We start from the raw sequence: 22,127 nt of genomic DNA, 5'->3' as shown, positions 1-22,127 counted from the left end.
TGCCAAATAGCGAAAGAGTGAATGAGTGAATGAGCGTAAGCCATCCGGTAGTTTTTTCGCTCTTTCACTCAGTCATTCTTTCGCTCATTATAGAACTCTTTAATTTAATCGTCGCGTTCGTTACCAGGGGTTTGGCCCAGATGCCAATACTAAAAATGTAGCCTAACGTAGTGAGCAGCAGAAGCATGGCTAACCGTAGCCCTACCAGTTCGGCTAGCCCACCGATGATGAGCGGCACCAGCGCACCACCCACGATTCCGGTGCACAAGATACCAGAAAATGTGCCATGATGTTTCGGTACAGAATTGAGCGCCAGTGAGAAAATAATCGACCACATGACCGACGCAAAAAAGCCCGTGCCCGGCAACGCATAAAGTGCCCATTCTTTCGGACCAAATAATCCTAACACCAATGAGACAAGCGCACCCAATGTAAACACAATCAACACGTTTCGGCTGTCGATAAATTTCAGCAGGATCAAGCCAAGTACGCAGCCAACGGTCATTAAGCCCCAGAAATAGGCGACGGCCGTAGCGCCATCGGTGGCTGGGTCGACGCCATGATAGAGTTGCAGGAATTTCGACATCCAGTTGGCAATGCCCTGTTCTGTACCGACATAGGCAAAAATTCCAACGAAAAAGAGCCGTACCGTTTTATCTTTCAGCAACTCAACCAACGTACCACCAACCTCTATTTTTTCGTCGTCCCTGAGTGCAACCGCCGGAAATTTGATCAATGCCACCACCACGATCATCAGCAACGTAGTGAAGGCGAAAACCCAGTATAACGACACCCATTCAAAATGAACCGGCACCACCTGGTTGAGCAGACGTATAAAAAAGGACGTATTGTCGGTATGAATCGTTTGAACGAAGTAACTGTACAGCAAGGGACTAAAAAATGAAGCAGCCCCGGAAAAAAGCTGGGCCAGTACCGAATTAAACGCAAAATGTTCCTCGCCACCGGCTACCCGAAGCAGCGGATTGATAGCCACCTGTAACATGGCCATCCCCACGCCGATGGAAAATAAAGAGACCAGCGCTACCGAAAACCGGGGGATCAACGCGAAGAGCAATGACCCCAGCAAGGCCAGTACAAACGCTCCAATCAGCACGGGTTTCTCCCGAAATTTTTCCACCAGAATTCCGGACGGAATCGACACACCATACGCCACAAAAAAGGCGAACGGCAGAAATCCCGCCAGGCCGATACTGAGGTGAAAACTTTCGACCAGATCGGGAATGATCGGCCCCAGAATGTTGGTCAGAAAGGAGATGACAAAAAATATCAGCAGAATCAGGACAACAATCAGCGTGTTTCGTTTCATCGGAAGCTTTAGGCGAATGAGTGGTGTGGCACATGGGGACGGGTTACCCCATGCCGTAACGACGGACGGCCCATGCGCCATGCTCCGCACCCTGAGCCAGCGCGGCCGCTCCCAAAAGGGCAATATTCTCGTTCTGCGATTGAAAAATCTTCAACCGCCGGAGCGTTACCGGATACGCAAAATCAGCCATACTTTCGAACATGGTCGTTCTGAAAAACGGATAGGCGTTGGCAATGGAACCGCCCAAAACAATTACTTCAGGATCGTAGGTGTAGAGCACAGCTTTGACGGCAACGCCAAAATGTTTACCAAATTCGTCCCAGAGTTTCAGCGCGTTCTTCGCCCCCAGCCGGGCGGCCTGATTCGCTTCCAGGGCCGTTGTTCCATGCTTGGCTTCGAAAAATTGAGCAGCCGCATACGACTCGATATTCTTGTCGAGGTAAGGTAGTAATCCAATTTCACCCGCTCCGCAGTTGCTCCCCGTATACAACTGATTATCAACAACAACGCCGGAGCCAAGACCCGTACCAATGGCCATACCAACCGCCGATCGGTAGCCTTGTGCCATCCCGAACTGATGTTCGCCGAGCGTAAAACAATTCACGTCATTGTTCACAAAAACCGGCAGGTCAAATTCTTTTTCCAGAATAGCCCGTAGTGCCACTTCCTCCCACGACGGAATATTAGCTACGTTGTAGACAATCCCCCGCTCTATATCGACCACCGACGGCACGCCAATACCAATGCTACTGACAGACGACTCGACAAAGGGTCGAATCAGTTCGATCACTTGTGCCAGTGTAGCCGGGAGGGAATCTTTCTGATGTAACGCTTTACTTTTCTGGCGAATAATTAACCCATTATCGACCAGACCGGCTCTCACATTAGTGCCTCCTAAATCAACTCCGATAGTCATGTTGAAAAGCAGTTTTTATCTTGATAAGACTACCCCCAACCCCCTGAAGGGGACTTTGCTCACTTGTGGATTAAGCCCCCTTCAGGGGGTTGGGGGTATTTTCAGTTAAGGCACGACAACAACCGCCGACCGGCTCGACCGACCCGCGGCATCAAAACTCCTGAGTTTCACCGTACCCGACACCTTCACCGGACTTTTGTAAACCGGCGATTGGGCGGTTGGCTCAGAACCATCCGTCGTGTATCGAATCCTAAGACCCGGCAACTCGACATTGGCATTTACCATGCCTTTTTCAATATGAACGCCCGGAAGCGGTAACCGATACGTGTATCCGCCATTAATATGGGCCAGTCGTGGTAAATCTTTCTGAGCCAGCGTATTGGCAAACACATTCCAGCCTGTCTTCATCGACGTCTCGCGCGCCTGCCGGTTTTCGATGGTTTCCCAGGGCCGCTCTGGTGCCCAGGCACTTTCGGCAAAACCCAACAGTTTGGGCAGCATATCGTACTCAGCCATGTCGCGACCTTTGACGGTTTCACTCCAGAGTTGCGACTCAATACCCCGAACGTTTTTACGCGCTTCGGGTTTCATCCGTTCCAGCCAGGCGAAACTCAATGGTTTTCCCATCGACGTTTTGTAGGTGGTCTTGAACATATCGAAGGGCGCAAAGGCCCAGTTATTCCGCGTATCGACGTAGCCCGCCCAATACAGTCCCGGCTCCTGCGGATCGTTATTATACGCCATATCGAAATAGAAATTCGATACGTTGCAAAGCACAACCGGATAACCGGCATTTGCCAGTCGATTGCCGAGGTCGATATCAAACAGGTTATTCCAGACGTAGGGAACAACGCCCTTGCCCACAAATTCAGGATTCATCACTAATTTCCCATCGGTCGCTTTCACCAGGACGGCCTCCTCCCAGGCATGAACCTCCAGGTTTCGTTTGGCGAGCCGCTCCCGAAGTTTTCCGAAGAAATAGGCCTGTAAATTTTTAGGGTCTTTGATTGTCGGGTTGGCTTTCAGTACATTGGCCGCAATGGGCGATTTTGTCCAGACGCCATCGGGCACTTCATCGCCACCCGCGTGCATGACGTCCATCGGCAGCCCGGCTTCTTTATACATTTTGGTGATTTCATCGACCACTTTTTCATAAAAGTGATACGTGGATTCCAGGCCCACACTCACTACGTTATCGGTATAGCCCTGCGCCGACAAATACACGGAGTTATCGTTGGGGTCGATGAGCCGGTATTCATTCGCTTCCTTTTCTTTGCCTTCTTTCATCAATCGGTCATACCGGGCTTCCATCGCTTTAATGGCGGCCCGGGCGTGGCCCGGCAAATTCACTTCGGGGATCACCTTGATATGGCGCTCTTTCGCGTATTTCAGTATGTCGATAAAATCGGCTTTCGTGTAATAGCCACTGCCGTATTTGCCTTCGTCGTAAGCTTTCGGACCAGACCCATAGGCCGGATGCAACACCGCTGTCTCTTTTCCCGACGTATGTTCCCGTTGCGCACCCACTTTGGTCAGTTCGGGCAAGCCATCAATTTCGAGTCGCCAGCCTTCGTCTTCCGTCGTGTAGAATAGAAATTTATTGACTTTATAAAACGCCAGCAGATCAAGCAGGCGGAGGATGGTTTCTTTTGTCTGGAAATTCCGGCTCACATCCAGATGCATACCCCGGAATTCAAACCGGGGTGCATCGTCAACCTGCACATAGTTGAGTGGAATATCGGCGGAGGGGGTCAAATACGTAGTGGTCGGGATGAGGGCCAGTAAACTCTGCACACCGTAGAAAACGCCAGCCGCATCGCTCCCGACAATCGACACCCCGTTCCCGTCGATGCCCAGCCGATACGCTTCTTTCGCTACGCCGTTGATGCTAATTTTGCCCGTTTTCAAAAAAATACCTTTCGTAGTCGCGGTTCCAGCATTTACCGAAAAGTCTTTCCCGGTCAGCGTTTTTAGTTTCTGACTCAAAAAATTCGCTTCGCTTTCGAGGCCTTTCTCGGCATAAATCGGCAGCGAAGAATTTAAGGTTAACACACTTGCACTGGTGGTCAGTTTTACGGGCGATGGAATGATTTTCTGGAGCTGTTCGACGGGGAGCAACGACACAGCCAGGTTATTTTGGTACGTGTTTTCGGAAGTTGCCAATGGATACAAGTCGCCCGTACCCCGTAGCATCTGCTCTTTCCGCGTAAACGGCACGATTGTATAGTTCGCCTGCGCGATCTGAACAATGTTTTCTTCTTTGCCGTCTTTGTCGTAGTAAACAACGTATAGCCCTAAGGGTGCATCCGTAACCTTAGTAACGGCTTCGGTGCCCTGATATAGAACTTCCGTTGATGCACCGGGTGCAAGACTAAATCCCTGGTTGGGCGTCAGTTTATACCAATCCCCATTGATGTGCTGAACTGTAGCAGGCTGGGGTGTTTTGGCCGGAAGAATGGGCCGGGGCGACATGTTGAAAAACAACGCCCAATTGGCATCCGTCAGGGCTACGTCGCTTTTGTTCGTAAGCTTGAAGCGAGCGTCAAATCCGTCTTTTGTATCCGTAAAATTACTGACCAACTCCCAGGAGATAGCCAGTTGTCGTCCCTCATCAATACTACTTTTTTCGGCCTGCCGACAGCCATTCAGACAAATAATCAGTAGCGCGAATAACGTGGCATAAAAACCAGTACGCATAAATCTTCGGGTTTAATAGCCCTTATAGTACTCAAATCAGTACTAAAGATACCATTGTCGAAACAGGGCTTTTTAACAATTTAATGATACAACAACCAGGCCGACTCATTTCGTTAGATGCGATGCGTGGCTTTACCATCGCGGCCATGATTGTAGCCAACTTTCCGGGAAGCGAGGAGTTTGTGTATTTCACGTTGCGACACACGAAATGGAATGGGCTTTCTTTCACGGATTTAATTGCCCCTACGTTTCTGTTTATTGTAGGCGTTTCCATTGCACTGGCTTACGGTAGAAAGCGAACAGAAGACGGTCCTACTGGCGAGTTGTATCGGAAAATCGTGATCCGGTCACTGAAAATTTTCGCCGTGGGCATGTTCCTGAACCTGATGCCCGATTTTGATTTTTCTACGATCCGCTGGACAGGCACCCTGCACCGAATCGCTATTGTGTTTCTGGTTTGCGCGTTCCTTTTTCTGAACACGACCTGGAAACAGCAAGTCTGGATTTGCGCTATCACGCTGGTTGCCTATTGGTTAGCCATGACCCAAATTCCAACACCAGACGTTGGAAAAGTAGTGCTGGAACCAGGTCAGAATCTGGCAGCCTGGCTCGACCGAAAATACCTGCCCGGCCGTATGTGGCAGGGCACCTGGGACCCCGAAGGCATACTCAGTACGTTCCCCTCCATCGTAACAGGCATTACGGGCATGCTGGCCGGACGCTGGATGCTCAGTCGCGCCAGCCCAACCGAAAAAGTGTCGTACCTGATGACGACCGGATTCTTCACGGCGACTGCTGGCTATTTCTGGGGACTGACGTTTCCTGTCAACGAAAACCTCTGGACGAGCTCTTTTGTGCTCGTTACGTCCGGTTTTGCCGCGCTACTGCTGGGTGCCCTGTATTTTCTGATCGATGTTCTTGGTTATAAAAGCGGAACGAAACCGGGCGTCATTTTCGGAGCTAATGCCATCGCTGTATACGTACTGGCCGACATTTTTGCCCTCTTTTTCTACCGATTCAAATTCGGCAATCTTCCACTAAATGAGCAGGTTGTGAGTGGCATGATCGACATCGGTGTACAAACTGAACTAGCCAGTTTGTTATATGCGTTATTTTTCACCGGCATCAATTTCATTCCGGCTTATGGGCTGTATACCAGGAAGATTTTTATCAAGTTGTAGAGACCGGCCGGAATGCGGTTGTCCGGGTTTGGAGCAATGTTACTGTCTCTAAGGCAACCGTTTTTGGAGAAACAGGCGAAACCGTTCTACTTCTGCCTCGAATGCCTGATCAAAACTCAGATCGGTTGATATGTCTTTTTTGAAACCGGGTTCGACAATAAAGTTATCCTTCTGATTCGAAATAGTAACCCATCCAACAATGTCATCCCGCCAGAGCATGGGCATGGCATAATAGCCGAGTTGCCGTTTCGCCGTCGGTGTGTAGGCCTCAAATCGGTATGTCCAATCCCAGAAATGTTCAAACCGTTTACGATCCCAAACAAGTGGATCGAAAGGAGATAAAAAGTGAACCGATTCATTCGATCGATTGGCAACCCTAGCCGTCGCGGGCCATACATACCGAACTTTATCAACAACGGCATAGGCTAGGTCACTGGCTTCGATGAGCTTTTTCACAATGGACCGTCTTCCATCCAGCATGGGCGCGTTGCGGATTGTATATTGTACCACCGTGTGGAGGCTGCGATCCGATAGGGGGCCGAGGATGGAGGCAATCAGTAAGACAAGCTGACGCAAGCGCTCGTCAGACTCCATCGGCTCGTGCCGTCGGGAAGTCAGTTCATACAAACGAATTCCCTTTTCACGTTCAACAACCCGCAGAGAACCACGATAGTGAAGTGCCTGTAAGGCTCGTGTCGTCGATTTTGAATAACCTCCCCAATCATTCAGTTCCCGTTTGGCACCAAGGTAGCTTTCCAGTTCGCGTGGGTGAATTCGTTTGTGGTTCTCGACAACAGCAAGCACGCGTTGTTCAGTCAGACTGAGTTCTTTTTCTCGTCTTGGGTGCAGCAGTCGCCAGGTTGATTGAGGCATAAATCCATATGCGTAAAGAAAATCTTCTTCCAACCCCTGGGATGGGTAATGCAATTCGATGTCGCCCACCCGGTAGTCCACCACCCGATGACGCAGAATAAGATCCTGGGCTCTTGCTGGCGACCGGATGGGATCGGCCTGAACAAAGCCAAGCTGCTCAATGGCCTGACCGAACGTAGTAGGCTTGAAAAGCGACATCGAGATAGCCTGTTGCCGTAAGTCGTTCAACGTCGATTCCATATTTTTTTATACTTTCCAAGCGGGTTACCTAGCAAAACTAGCTTATTTCCGGCATAAAGGTTGCGTCAACATCTATCCGAAAAGTCTGTATAAAAAGAAGTTGATCGGCTCGCTCAAACCCGTAGAAACGTTTTCTTCCTGTACAGAAAATACAGAAATACCCATTTGACAGCCAGTATGGCCAGCACACCACCGACCTCCAGGACCACTTCGGAGGCCGATAGCTTGAGCAATCCCCCAAAGAAAAAACGGGCAGCATAGCCAAAATCAATAAACTCACCCGCCAGATAAATCAGGATGGAGTTCATGCCGATGATGGTAAAGAAGAATGTCCAGCCCTTTATGTCTTTTATGTCGATAATCCAGTAGAATATAGCTAGTAGCGTTAGGCTAAGCCCACCGGTAACCAGCATGAACGAACTGGTCCACAGGTTTTTGTTGACAGGAAAAACGAAATTCCAGAGCCAGCCGAGTACGACAAACCCCACGCCCGCACCAAGCAGTTGCAGTGCTTTCTGATTGCCCGTTTTGCCATGCGTACGCAGAAACGTACCGGCAAAAATCCCCAGCAATGCGTTGCAGATGGCCGGAATCGTGGAGAACAGTCCTTCTGGATCATGGATCGTTTTATACAAATGACCCGGCACCAACTGGCGGTCAATGTAACTGGCCAGATTGCATTCCATCGTTAGCACACCGGCCCCGCAACCCGGCACGGGAATCAGCATCATGGCAGCCCAATAGCCCAGCAAAATCCCAATAAACCAGATGTACTGCGTGCGCGGTTTGGCATACAGGTAAATCAATTGCGCGAACATTCCCGCGAGTCCAATACGTCCCAGAACGCTCGGAAAACGCGTGTCCTGAAGGGCTTTAACAAACAGACCATTGTTATAAATGACACCTAACAAAACCAGAATAAGGCCACGCGTGATGATCTTACGGGCAATCTGGGACTTATCGGCTCCTTTTTCGAGCTTCCCTCCTATTGAAAACGGCGTTGACACACCTGCCATAAACACAAACAACGGAAAAATCAGGTCATAGGCCCGAAACCCATTCCAGCTGGGGTGCGTGAACTGATCAGCCAGCAGAATGGCCCAGGCCCAGCCGGTCGTTTTGGCCAGCGCATGAAAGACTTCTTCACCGCCCATGATCCAGAACATGTCGAACCCGCGCAATGTATCGAGCGAGAGAAGTCGTTTGATAGGCGCGGGCTGGGCAATAGCCGGTTCGGCTGAATTTGACGTAGTTGTTTGCATAGAGGGGCAGATTCTATATGGGTATTACTCTTTTTTCGCCTGTTTGCGGGCTTTGTATTCCTGAAAACGATTTCGGTATTCGTCCATCTCCTGGGGTTTGTACTTTTTCTGATACTCTGCCGGGAGTTCGAGCCGTTCGGGAGCCAGCACCGGCGACTGATCGACGAGGGTATTTTGACCTTTACCGTTTTTAAGTAGGTCAAATGTATCATATTTCTCGCCTGTTACGGTGTACGACTGATAAGACAATTTATCGCCGTCAATCGAAATGGTTTGGTATAACTGCGTATTCGATCCCGCCCGGTCCATCCAGTTTTGCAAGCCAATATCGTACATTTTTGGTCCACTTACTGACACTACGTAAATCGGTCCATCGGGGTGCTTTCGACTCTTGCCCAACGGCATATTCAGCCCCCGGCCGTAGGTATGGTCATGGCCCTGTAGCACCAGATCGACGCCATATTTTTTGTAAATTGGCTCCATCTTTTCACGCCATTCGTCGTTGTCACGCCCCTGTTTCGTCGAATAGATCGGGTGATGGTGAACGACAATGGTCCACCGATTGGGGTTGTTGCTTAACGTTTGCACAAGCCAATTGGCCTGCGTAGCCAACACCGTCGAATCGAGCAGGGCCGCCTGCGAATTCAGCGAAACAAACCGAGTACCCTGGTAGTCAAATGAGTACGCAGTTTCCTCCAAACCCTTTGGCCCGTTTTCGGGGAGCACGAATGAGGGGCGCCAGTGCCTCGATACACGGGATTTACCTGTTTCATCCTTAAAATATTCGTGGTTACCCGGCGTCGCCAGCGTTGGCACCATGCCGTTGATCCAGCCGCCCGCTTCAAACCACTCAGCCCATTGCCAGTCGGCGTTTGACGTAGTGATTAAATCGCCCGCGTGAATCATCAGATTCACCTTAGGCAAAGTTGAGTAAGCCCCGCGAATAGCCCGCGACCAAAGCGAGCGAATGTCGTTTTGAGCGTCGCCGAAATACAAAAAAGAAAACGGTGCGGGATGATCCTGCGCCGTTTTAAAATGAAACCACTCACTCCAGTGCGTTCCGTCCCCAACCCGATAACTATACTGGGTGGCCGGTTTCAGGTTTTTAAAATGAACAGCATGATAAAAAACCGATTTTCCGTCGAGAACGATGCGGTCGGTGGCGGCCGGAACGATGGTTGCCTTATTGACAAAATCGGGGGATGGATCAGCTTCGGCAATGGCTCCCACAGCGTTCATCACGGTCGAATCGGTACGCCAATTAACCGATTGGGACGTAGCGGGATTTCCCTGCCAACCCAGTATCAGCCGGTCGGGATAAACGGTTGGGGTATAGTCCTTGTGAATCTGCGCCCAGGTCGACGTGGCGATTAATAGAATGAGAAACGTGAAGATGGTACGTATCATGAAGAGTAAATATGTTGAAATTATGTATTGATCGCCATAAAACCCCCTGATGGGGGCTTTACTCACTTATAAATTGAGCCTCCTTTCAGGGATTGGGGGTTATCTTATTTCGTTGTCAGCGTCCGGTACACGCTTAACACATGGTCTGTCTGAATGACGTCGATACCCAGTTGAGCCGCTTTTGCGTATTGGGTGGGTAAATCGTACCCATCTAACAAGTCAGAAAATACCTTAATCCGCTGTTGATGAAGTTGGCCAACGAGCGATTCGTTCAGGGCGGGCCAGCTCACATCGAAGGCATAGGGATGAAGTTTGTTGATTTTATCGGTCAGTGTATCGATTTTCTTCAGCCCAGGCATCAATTTCGCCGTTGGAGCCGCCTTCTGTAAGGCCAGTAACATTTCGTCGGAACCGTAAAAAACGGCATCGTTGAGCAAGCCATAGTTCGAGAGGATAGCCACCAGTGGCGCGGGTGCTACGTCCTTGCAATCGACGTACAGATTTGTTTTCCCGGTATGATTGGTATTCCAGTTAGCAAGTAGTTGGCAAACTTCCTCCAGCGTAGGAATTTGCTCTTTTTGAAACTGTTCGTCGTATCCCTGGGCGGCCGATAGCTTTTTCAGTTCGGCCAGTGTCTGCTCTTTTAGCGAACCGGTTCCATTCGTCGTGCGATTCAACGTAGCATCGTGCAAAATGATGAGTTGCCCGTCCTTCGTCGTCCGCACATCAATCTCTATGTAGTCGACCTGGAGTTGCAAAACCGCCCGAAACGTAGCGAGTGTATTTTCCGGAGCGATTTCCGACGAGCCTCTGTGCGCCGAGACGCCCATTTTATGGTGAGCCGTAAGCTTCGTTCGGTAATACCCGAGCGAATCCGGGGATTGACCATACGTAGTGATTTGAGCAGCCAAACACCCAATGACGAAGCTACACGCTACGTACTTTATACTTCCATGCATGCTGAGCGTTTTTCAACTTAGGTTTTGCCCCGGCCAATTGACAGGGTAAGTTTGCAGAGAAGCACTGAGTTTATCCGCCAGACAGGCGATCGAGTGATGGTAAGAAGAACCATCGAATCCCGTCAAACAACCATAGATGCGCTCGACTCCGGATCTTGATCGTCGCCGACGGCTTCTTTTATGATGCGCAGATCGTGCCGCAGGCGCTGGCTGAAAAGAGCAATGTCGAAACTATGTACGATGATATTAACGCCTTCATGTATCCACTTGATCTGCCGTTCGGGTTCCAGCGAGAAATGAATACCAATAGCCAGCCCTTTTTGGCGGGTCGTATGAATAATGCTACGTACCGCAGCCTCAAAATCAGGGTGATCGTATTGCTCAGGCAGTCCCAGACTTACCGACAAATCGTGCGGTCCAATGAACACCGCATCCAGACCCGGTACCGACAATAGCTCATCGAGACGATGCAGCGCGGGCACGCTTTCGATGTTGGCAATGCAGATATGATCGGCATTATAGGCTGTTATATAAGCTTCCATTTCGGCCGAAAGCGTTTCGCTCCCACGGAGAATATTCGCCAGTCGTTCGCCCTTCAGCGGCCGATATTTGGTAGCCCCAACTAATTCCCGCACCTGTTCGGTCGATTCGAGATACGGAGCCACCACGCCCAGTGCGCCCCCGTCAATTACCTGGCAGGCCTGGAAGGGATCAGGACTCGGTATTCTAACAATAGGCGTAATGCCGTAGGCCCGAAATTGCTGACAGAGTTTTGCCAGTTCAGCCCGGTCCAGCGGAATATGTTCAGTATCCAGAAAAACAAAGTCAAGACCTAGCTGCCTGACCGCTTTCGGCCACATCGGCGCGGTCGACGTAATACAGGTTCCGTAGACGTTTTGTCCACTGTTGAGCTTTTGAAGGAGACTTCGGTTGGGTGAACCACTCATTTGACCAGCGATTTCAGACTAGCTATACTACTGTTCCCGTCTCCATTCAGACTACTCAACCGCACGAATTATTTCAGGCGGCTCACTTACTGACCGGCGCACTAATGACACCCAGATACCGGCCCATCCAGTACGGTAGCAACCAGATGTCGCCCGCGCTGTGCTCCGATTGGCCATTGCTGCGGGTACGGTCCAGGCTAAACGTATTGCCATTGTGCCGTTGAATGGGGCGCTCGGCGGGTGACAGTACTTCTTTGGTCGTTTGTTTCCGAAAATTATCGGGTAGCATCTCGATATCTTTCCGGTGGCTGTTTCGGATTTCCCAGTCGATGAGGTCAAGCGGGAACGCCTGCAAATACCAGACGGCTTCGTTCAGATCAAAGGTTTTCGTGCCCGTCAGGGCGGTGAAAATATTCCAGGCTCCGTCTTTCTCGGGCCGCTCGATTTCCCAATGGTCGATAATAGCTTTTCTGAAATCGGCTTTGAGGGCATCGGTCAGGGCGTAGCGATACAAGCCCCAATAGCCTACAAAATACATCTCGTCATCAGAGTGATTCCAGCCATCCGACATGTGTTTACTGTGCTCATCGGCATCTTCGGGCGCTTTTCCGATCACGCTCATGGGCCGCATCAGATTTTCCAGATACCCATGCTTTTGCAGTAGCTCCAGCGCTTTCTTCTTGTACTTTTCCTTTTTGGTGAAATGATAGGCCGTCTGGAGCATGGCCACAATATTCGAGGAATTCAGCTTGCGGTCACCTACGTTGATCGGGAAGGCATTCACATACTCAGGATTCCACTTTCCCCACATGGTTGGTTTGCCGTCGAAGTCAATCAAATAGAGATTGTGGCTCACAATGTGGCTCATGAGCGTATCGATGAGCGTAACGGCCCGCCGTTGCAGGTTTTTATCGTCCACTAATTCGGCCATGGCTCCGAACGCAAAAACATGCCCGATCACTTCGTCGCTACTGGTCGTCGATTTCCAGTCCCAACCGGGTTGGGGCGAGTGTTGCCAACGGTCAGTATCGTGAAGCTGGGCCATGAAACCCGCCCGCTCAAACGACCTCGCCGGAAAACCCGGCACGGGCGTTACGGTATAGAGCCGCTCCATGGCATCGAGCGATTCCCGGCAGTTTTGCAGCGCGTCTTTGTCTTTCGTAACCGCGTACCGGAACACCTCGCCTGCCAGATACATGGACGTCCAAAGCCCATCATTATCCGAATCATCCAGATAGCCCGTCGCCAGATCACCCTTTTTCATACGTTCCAGCGACGCATTGAATCCATTGCGTATGTGCCGACTTCGAACCTGTTTGTCGTAAAACATGGCTTTTTCATGAAGCGTCATCGGCTTCGTAACGATTTCGGCCAGACCGGCTGTCGTCAGAATCAACACGCTGTTCGCTGGTCCGGGGGCAATCTGCGTTACGTTATCGCCCGGCAACCAGCGTTCGCCGTTGTAGTAATCGAATTTGCCGTCGGAACGTAGTAAAAAGGCACCTTTGGTCGAGCCAAACCAGAGCTTTCCATTCACGTCGGCCACGGTCGTGATATCGGTCCAGGGCAGTTTTTTGTGAATGGCACCAAGCTGCTTTTTGCTGACCGGATCGAATTCGATGTAGCCGTCAGTCGTACCAATGATTACCTTCTGGCTTTTGCCGACAAGATCGAATGAGGTGAAGTTGGCTCCCTCAAACACCCTGGCCAGTTTAAAGTCTTTGCCCGAAAGCGTGTACAGCGATTTTTTGCCCAGTATCCAGAACTGATCCGCAGTTGGCTGGTACCGAATGCCAATCGCTTCATCGTCCGGCATGGCTCCTTTCCACAACATGGTGGTCTCTTTAACCAGGTGAAGGGCTTTCCCATCCGAAACGAGGAACGTAAAATTAGCGCCACCGGCAAAAAGTCGCGCCTTGGGAAGCTGATGGTCAGCGAACAGTTTTCCGGCCCAGGCATTGCTCAACACCGCCCGGTTGTCGAGGTAAACGAGTTGCTGACCATACGTACCAATGGCCGCCAGTTTCATATCAGTCATCGGACGATACGTTCGGTCGGGTTGCAACATACCGGGCGATAGAAATTGGCCGCCGTATGGATGCAGTAAACCATCGGCCGAGACTACCTGAATCACTCCATTTCGATCACAGCTTAATCCGGAGAGGCCATCTGTTTTTCCAGCATAATATTTAACGCTATACGTCTGATTGTACGGTTTATCGGCATAAATCGACTGAGCGAATACCGGATAATCAACCAAAAAGCAACCAAGAAAGGCAGCTAAAACAGCTACTGAACAGAGTCTTTGCATGATAGGGGAATGGTGTCAGTTCGAGCAGATAGAGCCCGCTTCGTTCGTAATATTCACTTGATATACTGCCTGACAGCCGTATAAGGCTATTTCCCAACTGGCAAATTTTCAGTTTCTCCTATTTTGTGTGCTATCGTTAGCGCAATTGCCCATGTTACTAATACGTATGACCAACGGCCATCTGTGCAGCACAACACTTAAATCATTGATAATGAGTCTTAAATGAGATATATGGGATCATTAACATTACCCACATGTAAAATCTATATCGGCTTGCGCAAATAGAAGGTTATTTTACGCAAAGTGCGAAAATTAATTAAATCCTCCTACTCTATATTTGCCTCATACTCAACGTAAATCCAAATTTTATTTGGATTATCCAGCCTTTGTTAAGAGAATGTAAAGGATTTGTTATCAAATAACGATACATCCTTTTGTCAATATTATCCAAATAATATTTGGATATTCAACTGGAATTATTAATAAAAATTCACCAAACCATTCTATTTCACCATTTTCTGATGGTTTGACAAAAACTTACAAACCGTACACTTTACTCTTCCTCCTTATGACCATTAACTACTCAATTGAAAGCATTCTTGTCGACGTCATTCAGGGCGACCAGGCGGCTTTTGCAAAACTATATCGGCATTACCGAACGCCCGCGTTTAAGTTCTGTCTGTATCTGTTGAAAGATCAGGAGGAGGCAGAAAACATGGTCCATGACGTGTTCATAAAAATATGGGAACGTCGTACGTCTATTAACCCGAGCCTGAATTTCAATTCCTATTTATTTACCTGCCTGAGAAATATGGCGTTCGACTACCTGAAACAGGTCGAAAAAAGCCAGTTGCTCAAACAACGCTACATGGACCGGATGCAAAGCGTCCACGAAGAGGAAGCCGACGATCAGGAAGCCCGGCTCCAATTGCTTCAGGCGGCAATTAATTCGCTTTCCGATAAGCGGAAAGTTATTTTACTGCTGAACATAGAGGGCGGAAAATCCTATCAGGAAATAGCGGAGTTACTGAGGATTTCAAAAAATACAGTTAAAAATCAACTCGTAAAAGCCAAACAGGTCCTGCGGGAAAAACTCGATTTCGCCCTTCTTTAGTGACCTCATAAAAAATAAGTGTTTTTGACTAGTCCTTTAGCGGGCACTGCCAGTACTATAGGCAAACGGGCTAACGGATGTGATACAATGTCAAATCATGACAGTAGCTATCTAATTGAGCAACTACTCAACAACAACCTGTCGCGGGCAGAACTTGACGAATTTTTAGCAGGCCTGCATAACGTCGACGCTATACAGGCCTATTCTGACGTACTGGAGGCTCATTTTAACGAACTGATTCGTCAAAACAACCATACGCCAGCACCCGATACACAAGCGGAGTAGCGACTGGAAACCGGCAACCAGCCTGACTTTCTGACCGCTACGTAGTGAGTTTACCCTGTGAATTTATTGAACCCCTTATAACTGAACACGCATGAAACCAATTTCTACTTTTCAGTTGATTCTAAGGCATTCCCTGACCATCGCCATGCTGGTGGGAATTTGCTTTGCAGACGCGCTGGCCAAAGGAAACCCGGCCAAAACCATAACCGGGACCGTTACGTTAGCCACCAACAGCCAGCCTATTGCGGGAGCTAACATCCTGATCAAAGGTACTCAGATTGGATCGGTCACCGACCAGAAAGGCAACTATTCCATCTCCGTAAACAGCAACAACGCGGTATTGGTGTTCTCCTTCATCGGGCACAAAACGCAGGAAGTTACGGTCGGGAATCAATCCGTAATCAACGTCGAGTTAGTCGAAAACAACGAGGTGCTGGGCGAAGTGGTCGTTACGGCGCTGGGCATCAAGCGGGAAGCACGCTCGCTGGGCTATGCAGTCGGTGAGGTGCAGGGAAAAGACCTGAGTCGTGTGGCGCAGGAAAACGTACTGAATTCGCTGGCAGGTCGCGTGCCGGGTGTTCAGATCAGTTCAACGGGCCCGTCCGGGTCATCGGTTAGTATGATCATTCGGGGAGCAAAATCACTCAATACCGACAATCAGCCCTTATTCGTCGTCGATGGCGTTCCCATAGCTAATACGTTGAATAACGTCAGTCAGATTGGTAGCGATAACCGCGTCGATTACGGCAACGCCATTTCCGACATCAACCCCGAGGATGTCGAGAACATATCCATTCTGAAAGGACCAAGCGCGGCCGCTCTATACGGGTCACGGGCGGGCAACGGCGTTGTGCTGATTACCACAAAAAGTGGCTCGAAGTCGCAGAAAATATCGGTCTCGGTAACGTCGAATACGGTGTTCGATCAGCCCTATAAATATTTAAAAATGTCGACGGGATTTGCCACGGGAATTCTTCCGTTCACACCCACGGCAAATCCCTATCCGGGCGGGATTCTGCAAATTGACGAAGGTTCGGCGGGGGGTGTTGGTCCCGAATTAGACAAAGGATACAACGCGATTCAGTGGAATAGCCCCGTTGGTACCGATGGGAAGCAGATACCAACCCCGCTCGTTTCGCACCCCAACAACATTAAGGACTTTGTCAGAACGGGAATCACCAGCACCAACGGCGTATCGATCTCGAACAATTCGGAAAAAATAACGTATCGGCTTTCGTACTCCAATATGAGCAGCCGGGGTATTGTTCCTAATTCGGATCTGTTCAAAAACACGCTGGCCATCAGCACGAATGTGCGGGTCAACAACAAGCTGACATTGAGCACGAATCTGGATTTCAGCCGGAATAATTCCAACAACCGGCCTGCTGGCGAACGGGGTACAAACCCGCTGCAATGGGCCTACGCGGTTGGTTCGCATATCGATATCAATGAACTACGGGATTACTGGGTACCGGGTAAAGAAGGAATACAACAGAAATCGCAAAGCATTGGTAACTACAACAACCCGTACTTCCTGGCCTACGAAGTAAATAACAGCTTTGTGCGGGATCGACTATTCGGCAACATGAGAGCCGAATGGCAGATTACACCCGAAATCAAGCTGATGGGTCGCTACGCACTGGATACGTATACGGAGCAGCGGGAGACAAAAATAGCCAAGAGTTACACCGGCGAACCAAATGGTGCTTACGGGCTGATTAACCTGAAACGCTACGAACGTAATGCCGATTTCCTCGCTACGTATACCAAGCGATTCAATGCGCTGAGCGTGGTGGTTTCGGCCGGAGGAAATAACCGGTACTCTCAATCAACAGATATTAATACCAGTAGCAAAGACAAAGCGGGCCTGATTATTCCTGGGCTGTTTACCATTCAGAATATTGCGACTACGAACATTAATTACAGCAATTATCTGTATAAGAAGGCCATATATAGCGCGTATGCCACCGCTAATTTTGGCTTCAAAGACATGATTTACCTGGACCTGACGGCTCGAAACGACTGGTCGAGTACGTTACCGGCCAACAATCGCTCTTACTTCTATCCATCGGCGTCGTTGAGTGTGCTGCTCAACGAAATCATGCACATGCCTGGCAGCGTCGATATGTTTAAAGTGCGGGCCGGGGCCGCGCAGGTGGGTAACGATGCCAGTCCGTACAGCCTGTTTCCTACCCTGGCCGATGCCGGAGCCTGGAATGGTGTTACGCGCCTGAGCAAATCGGGAAGCATTTTGCTGCCAGACCTGAAACCCGAAATTGCTACGTCCTACGAAGTGGGTATCGACTACAACATGTTCCGGAATCGACTTCGTTTTTCGGGAACGTATTATATGTCTGAAAACCGCAACCAGATTCTGCCTTCGCAGACCGCTCCATCGTCTGGCTTTACCACCAAAAATATCAACGCGGGTCTGCTCGAAAGTCGCGGTGTTGAACTCTCGCTTGGTGGTACGATTATTGACAAAGGCGGTCTGCGCTGGGACCTGACCACGAATTTCACCAAGAATACGACCCGGATTAAGGAACTGACGGATATTATACCGTACTACACCTTATGGACGGATGCGAAAGGCGGTGCCTGGACCTATGTAGGCGATAAAGTTGGCGACATTTACGATTCAGAGATTATCACCGTAACCGACCAGAAATCACCCTATTACGGGTACCCAATTCTGGACAATAATGGTTCGTGGCAGAGTAAGAGTGCTACGACGAGTAAGAATAAAATCGGGAATTTCAACCCGAACTTTATTCTGGGTGCACAAAGCTCGCTTTCGTATAAAGGTTTCACCCTTAACTTCTCGCTCGACTGGCGGTCGGGTGGTGATTTCGTCTCGCAGACGTACCGGTACATGGAGTCGGATCTACGCTCGCAGCGGTTTCTGGACAATCTGATCAATCCGGATGGCCGAACAGGCGACGCACTACGTAACTATCTGGTCGAAAATGCCGATCAGTACATCAAAATTCACGGCAACTTCTTTCCGATTGTGGGCGGTCCAACGGCCGCTTATGGTGGGTATCCGTTTGAATTTGGGGGAAAGACCTATCCATATGGCGTATTCAACCCAGGCGTTATTGGCCAATATGACGCACAGGGCAACTTGACCGGGTATACCGAAAATCTGGGTGGAACAGGCACCAAGATCATTCCTTACGGCGACAATTATCCCTGGGACTTCACCCGGGCCGCTACATTCGATGCGTCGTTCGTTAAACTCCGGGAGATTTCACTGGGCTATGACATACCCGCCAAATTCGTGAAGTCCATTGGCTTGCAGAACGCTACGTTCTCGGTCTACAGTCGCAACATCATTCTGTGGACAGCGGCCAAAATCAACGTTGACCCTGAAATGGCTTTTCAACCACAATCCAGTGCTCAGGCGGGTACGCAGTTCAAACAGGGAATCGAACGCTACAACGTAACACCCTGGACTATCCCGGTTGGTTTCAGACTTGGTCTTACGTTTTAAATAAGCATAAAGGGGATGGGCAGAGGGCATTGTGATCCCCTTTACCCCATGCCCTTACCCCTTTGCTCATCCCCCATAAAATTTTTAGTCATGAACAAGCTATCTCTAAGAAATACGGCCTTACTCGTTCTGTTTCTGGCTTTTTGTTTTTCCTGTAAAGACCTGAGTCAGTTAAACATAAACCCAAACGGTGTTCAGCCCGAAACGGTAAATCCGAATCTGGTCATGCCAACGGTACTGTCGGAAACAGCCAAGCTCTACACAAACCTCGGCTTTCAGGATATTGCCGGTGTGGTACAGCACACCCAGAAAGACGCCTGGTTTAGTGGGCACAACGACTACGACTGGGGTGGCGACCAAAGCTGGACCGACTATTACAACCAGTTGCGAAACAACGACCTGGTCTATCAGCGGGCCGTAGCGCTGAACATGGAATTTCAACAGGGCGTGGCGCTGGTCATGAAATCCATGCTGTTTGGCCTGATTACCGATTTATGGGGGGATGCCCCTTACACCAACGCGCTGAAGGGCGAACAGGGAGGAACGGATTTTATTTCACCGAAATATGACAGTCAGGAAACTATTTACGCGGGCATTCTGGCCGATCTGGATAAAGCCAATACGTTGCTATCGAAGCCCAAAACATCCTACTCAAGTATTCTGGAAAGTGCCGACCTCTATTACGCCGGCGATCCGACGAAATGGCAAAAACTCGCTAACTCGTTGAAGCTGCGGTATCTGATGCGAATTTCGGCCAAACAGCCCGACGTAGCCAAAGCGGGGATCGAGAAAATTGTGGCCACTCCTGCGCAATATCCCATTATCGACGATGCGGCTGCCGATGCGACGATGGCCTATGTGGGTAATAATACCAACGACGCCTGGCCGTCTAACACGGTATTCGATATCAGTGGCAGCAATTATCGGCGGGTAAAAATGTGTAGTACGCTGCTCAAGCCCATGCAGGCAACGAGCGATCCACGGTTGGCAATTTGGGCCAAGAAGGTAGAGATTCCATTGAAAGTTGACGCTACCCTACCCGCTGGCACGGATAAAATCACAAACGGCGTCCGGTATCTCTCACCCGACAAAGTAGGAACGACACCCATCGATACCGATCCGAACTACGTTGGTTTGCCACCGAGTGCGTCGCAGTTGCCGTCGGGTTATAATTTCAATCCAACGCCGGGCCAAACGTCCTACAATCCGCACGTTTCGTATCTGAATGAACAGTATATGCAGGCCAAAGGGCCACTGTTGAAAGCCCGGCTGATGTCGGCGGCCGAAGTTCAGTTTATTCTGGCTGAAGCTGCGCAGAAAGGATGGGTGGCCGGTGATGCGAAAACCCGGTATGAAGCGGGGGTTAAAGCCTCCCTCACCGCCTGGGGCCTGGCCAGCAGTTACGCTACGTTCATTGCCCAGAAAGGGGTCGCTTATGACGGAACGCTGGCGCAACTTATCGGCCAGAAATGGATTGCCAGCTGGACCAGCGCCACCGAAGCCTGGTTCGATTATCGGCGGACGGGTCTGCCTGCGCTGGTGGCGGGGCCGGTGGCAAAGCGGAAAGCGCTGCCTCTTCGATTTTATTACATGCGGGATGAGTTAAACCTGAACAAAACGAATTCGGGGGTAGCCATTGAAAAACTTGAGACAACCGCCAACTCACAATCCGACGGCAAAAACAGCGCCTGGTCAAAACAGTGGCTGGTTCAGGGAACAGGCAAGCCCTGGTGATAGGTATTCGGTTTAGGGTATTCAGTTTACGGAAGCTGGCGCTGGAGTTGCTTCTGCGCCAGCTTCCGTAAACTGAATACCCTATACCAGAGAATCATACATATGAAAACCCTCCTTTCTCTATTCGCCTTTTTGTGGTTAGTCGTCCCTGCGGGTGCGCAGGATTTTAAAGCGGGAGCCGCCGTCCGGCTTATTACGCCGAATCCGTTATTGCCTGTTTCGGGAGGCATTGGGACACCTAAAAAAGCCGTCGAGAAAAAGGGAGAGCTGTTTGTCCGGGCCTGTGTGTTTGAAAAAGGAGGCACCCGTGTGGCCATCGTCAGTGTCGATAATCTGGGCTGGCCGTCGGTGCTGGGCAACAAATCGAGAGCGCTCATCAAGGGAATTCCGCCCCAGAATATCCTGATTGGCTGCACGCATACGCACAGCGGCCCCGATGCATACGGGTTCCCAAATGAGAAAGGCGAATCCTTCGCGGACCTCCCCTATCTGGACAAATGTGTGCAGGCCATCGCCGATGCCGTTAATGAAGCGGTAACGAAATTAAGTCCGGCCTCGCTGAAAATCGCGGTTGGTGAAGCTAAAGGCCAGATTGCCTACAACTACTACGCGCCTGACTTATACGACCCGCGCTGCGGGGTCATTCAGGCCATTGCCACAACCGGAACGAATGCCGGAAAGTCCATTGCTACGTTGGTTAACTACGCGATTCATCCAGAGGTCATTGGCTCGGGTCGGGGCATTCTTAGCCCCGATTTATGCGGTCCACTCTACGACCGAATCGAGTCAAAAGCGGGGGGTGTGGCCATGTTCGTCAACGGTGCTCAGGGCGGTATGGTGACGGCCGACAATCGGCGGGAGAACGCGAAGGAAGTCAATACGTGGGACGAATGCATCCGAATCGGGGAGTTACTGGCCGATGAAGCACTACGTATTGTAAGCCCGGCTGAAGCTCAAACTAACCCTGCGCTTTTCTGCGCATCCCGAAACGTTACGTTTCCGATTGAGTCGGATGTGATGAAATACATTGTAAAGAACTCACCGCTGAACTATGCCGTAGCGTCCGGCGACAAGGTAGTGGCTCAGGTCAATCTGCTCAACATTGGCACCGCGCAGATATTGACCATTCCGGGCGAAGCGTTACCAAATATCGGCTTCTATCTCAAGCGACATATGCACGCCAGCAACCCGTTTTTATTCGGTCTGACCAACGACGCCTTTGGCTACATGCTGACCAAGGAAGATTTTACTAGTTTCAGGCGCTATGACTACGTTAGCCGGACCAGTCTGGGCGAAAACACCGCCGAAATTTACATGACCGAAGCCCTGAAATTAATTGCTGAATCACCCAAAACGGATGGATATAAAAAGTAACGCCCAG

The 22,127-nt window shown here is 50.1% G+C and carries 15 protein-coding genes; 6 read left to right on the top strand and 9 right to left on the bottom strand.

Annotated features, from left to right (window positions below; all coding sequences use genetic code 11):
* Window positions 1–64: 64 nt before the first annotated feature.
* From BM202_RS07135 to BM202_RS07125, 3 genes are all read right to left on the bottom strand, one after another.
* The gene (locus BM202_RS07135; RefSeq protein ID WP_093824423.1) at window positions 65–1,327 is read right to left on the bottom strand and encodes an MFS transporter; all 1,263 of its coding nucleotides are present in this window, start codon (window positions 1,325–1,327) and stop codon (window positions 65–67) included.
* Window positions 1,328–1,370: 43 nt separating this feature from the next.
* Window positions 1,371–2,243: an ROK family protein gene (locus tag BM202_RS07130; protein ID WP_093824421.1), complete on the bottom strand. Its 873-nt coding sequence runs from the start codon at window positions 2,241–2,243 to the stop codon at window positions 1,371–1,373.
* A gap of 105 nt (window positions 2,244–2,348) precedes the next feature.
* Window positions 2,349–4,940 (bottom strand): family 20 glycosylhydrolase, encoded by a 2,592-nt coding sequence (locus tag BM202_RS07125; protein ID WP_093824419.1) that lies wholly within the window; start codon window positions 4,938–4,940, stop codon window positions 2,349–2,351.
* Between the two features lie 83 nt (window positions 4,941–5,023).
* Between BM202_RS07125 and BM202_RS07120 the strand changes: the two genes are divergently transcribed.
* Window positions 5,024–6,121 carry an acyltransferase family protein gene (locus BM202_RS07120; protein ID WP_093824417.1) on the top strand — a complete coding sequence of 366 codons (1,098 nt, stop codon included), beginning with the start codon at window positions 5,024–5,026 and terminating at the stop codon, window positions 6,119–6,121.
* 48 nt (window positions 6,122–6,169) lie between these two features.
* Here the strand turns inward: BM202_RS07120 and BM202_RS07115 are convergent, their stop codons facing one another.
* The 6 genes from BM202_RS07115 to BM202_RS07090 form a co-directional block, all read right to left on the bottom strand.
* Complete coding sequence (locus BM202_RS07115) at window positions 6,170–7,234, bottom strand: DNA glycosylase AlkZ-like family protein (protein ID WP_093824415.1); 1,065 nt, start codon at window positions 7,232–7,234, stop codon at window positions 6,170–6,172.
* 113 nt (window positions 7,235–7,347) lie between these two features.
* A complete protein-coding gene (locus BM202_RS07110; RefSeq protein WP_093824413.1) occupies window positions 7,348–8,496 on the bottom strand; it encodes an acyltransferase family protein in 1,149 nt (382 codons plus the stop codon).
* Between the two features lie 24 nt (window positions 8,497–8,520).
* Window positions 8,521–9,903: a purple acid phosphatase family protein gene (locus BM202_RS07105; RefSeq protein WP_093824411.1), complete on the bottom strand. Its 1,383-nt coding sequence runs from the start codon at window positions 9,901–9,903 to the stop codon at window positions 8,521–8,523.
* Between the two features lie 104 nt (window positions 9,904–10,007).
* Window positions 10,008–10,862, bottom strand: a complete 855-nt coding sequence (locus tag BM202_RS07100) for a glycerophosphodiester phosphodiesterase (RefSeq protein ID WP_093824409.1) — start codon at window positions 10,860–10,862, stop codon at window positions 10,008–10,010.
* A 122-nt stretch (window positions 10,863–10,984) separates the two neighbouring features.
* Window positions 10,985–11,809, bottom strand: coding sequence for an HpcH/HpaI aldolase family protein (locus BM202_RS07095; protein WP_093824407.1), 825 nt, complete (start codon window positions 11,807–11,809; stop codon window positions 10,985–10,987).
* Window positions 11,810–11,891: 82 nt separating this feature from the next.
* Window positions 11,892–14,120 (bottom strand): hypothetical protein, encoded by a 2,229-nt coding sequence (locus tag BM202_RS07090; RefSeq protein WP_245776551.1) that lies wholly within the window; start codon window positions 14,118–14,120, stop codon window positions 11,892–11,894.
* A 568-nt stretch (window positions 14,121–14,688) separates the two neighbouring features.
* On the opposite strand from BM202_RS07090, the gene BM202_RS07085 reads away from it, so the two are divergent.
* The 5 genes from BM202_RS07085 (at window position 14,689) to BM202_RS07065 (ending at window position 22,120) form a co-directional block, all read left to right on the top strand.
* Window positions 14,689–15,234 carry an RNA polymerase sigma factor gene (locus BM202_RS07085; RefSeq protein WP_177236526.1) on the top strand — a complete coding sequence of 182 codons (546 nt, stop codon included), beginning with the start codon at window positions 14,689–14,691 and terminating at the stop codon, window positions 15,232–15,234.
* A gap of 87 nt (window positions 15,235–15,321) precedes the next feature.
* Window positions 15,322–15,519: a hypothetical protein gene (locus BM202_RS07080; protein ID WP_093824403.1), complete on the top strand. Its 198-nt coding sequence runs from the start codon at window positions 15,322–15,324 to the stop codon at window positions 15,517–15,519.
* Between the two features lie 91 nt (window positions 15,520–15,610).
* Window positions 15,611–19,012, top strand: a complete 3,402-nt coding sequence (locus tag BM202_RS07075; protein WP_093824401.1) for a SusC/RagA family TonB-linked outer membrane protein — start codon at window positions 15,611–15,613, stop codon at window positions 19,010–19,012.
* Between the two features lie 90 nt (window positions 19,013–19,102).
* The gene (locus BM202_RS07070) at window positions 19,103–20,746 is read left to right on the top strand and encodes a SusD/RagB family nutrient-binding outer membrane lipoprotein (RefSeq protein ID WP_093824399.1); all 1,644 of its coding nucleotides are present in this window, start codon (window positions 19,103–19,105) and stop codon (window positions 20,744–20,746) included.
* A 102-nt stretch (window positions 20,747–20,848) separates the two neighbouring features.
* On the top strand, window positions 20,849–22,120 hold the full coding sequence (locus tag BM202_RS07065) for a hypothetical protein (RefSeq protein WP_093824396.1): 1,272 nt from the start codon (window positions 20,849–20,851) through the stop codon (window positions 22,118–22,120).
* Window positions 22,121–22,127 lie beyond the last annotated feature (7 nt).

Source organism: Spirosoma endophyticum (assembly GCF_900112365.1).
In the GTDB taxonomy this organism is placed as follows: Bacteria; Bacteroidota; Bacteroidia; order Cytophagales; family Spirosomataceae; genus Spirosoma; species Spirosoma endophyticum.
Note: the sequence above shows the minus strand (reverse complement) of the source record. Positions and strands in the feature narration are given on the sequence as shown.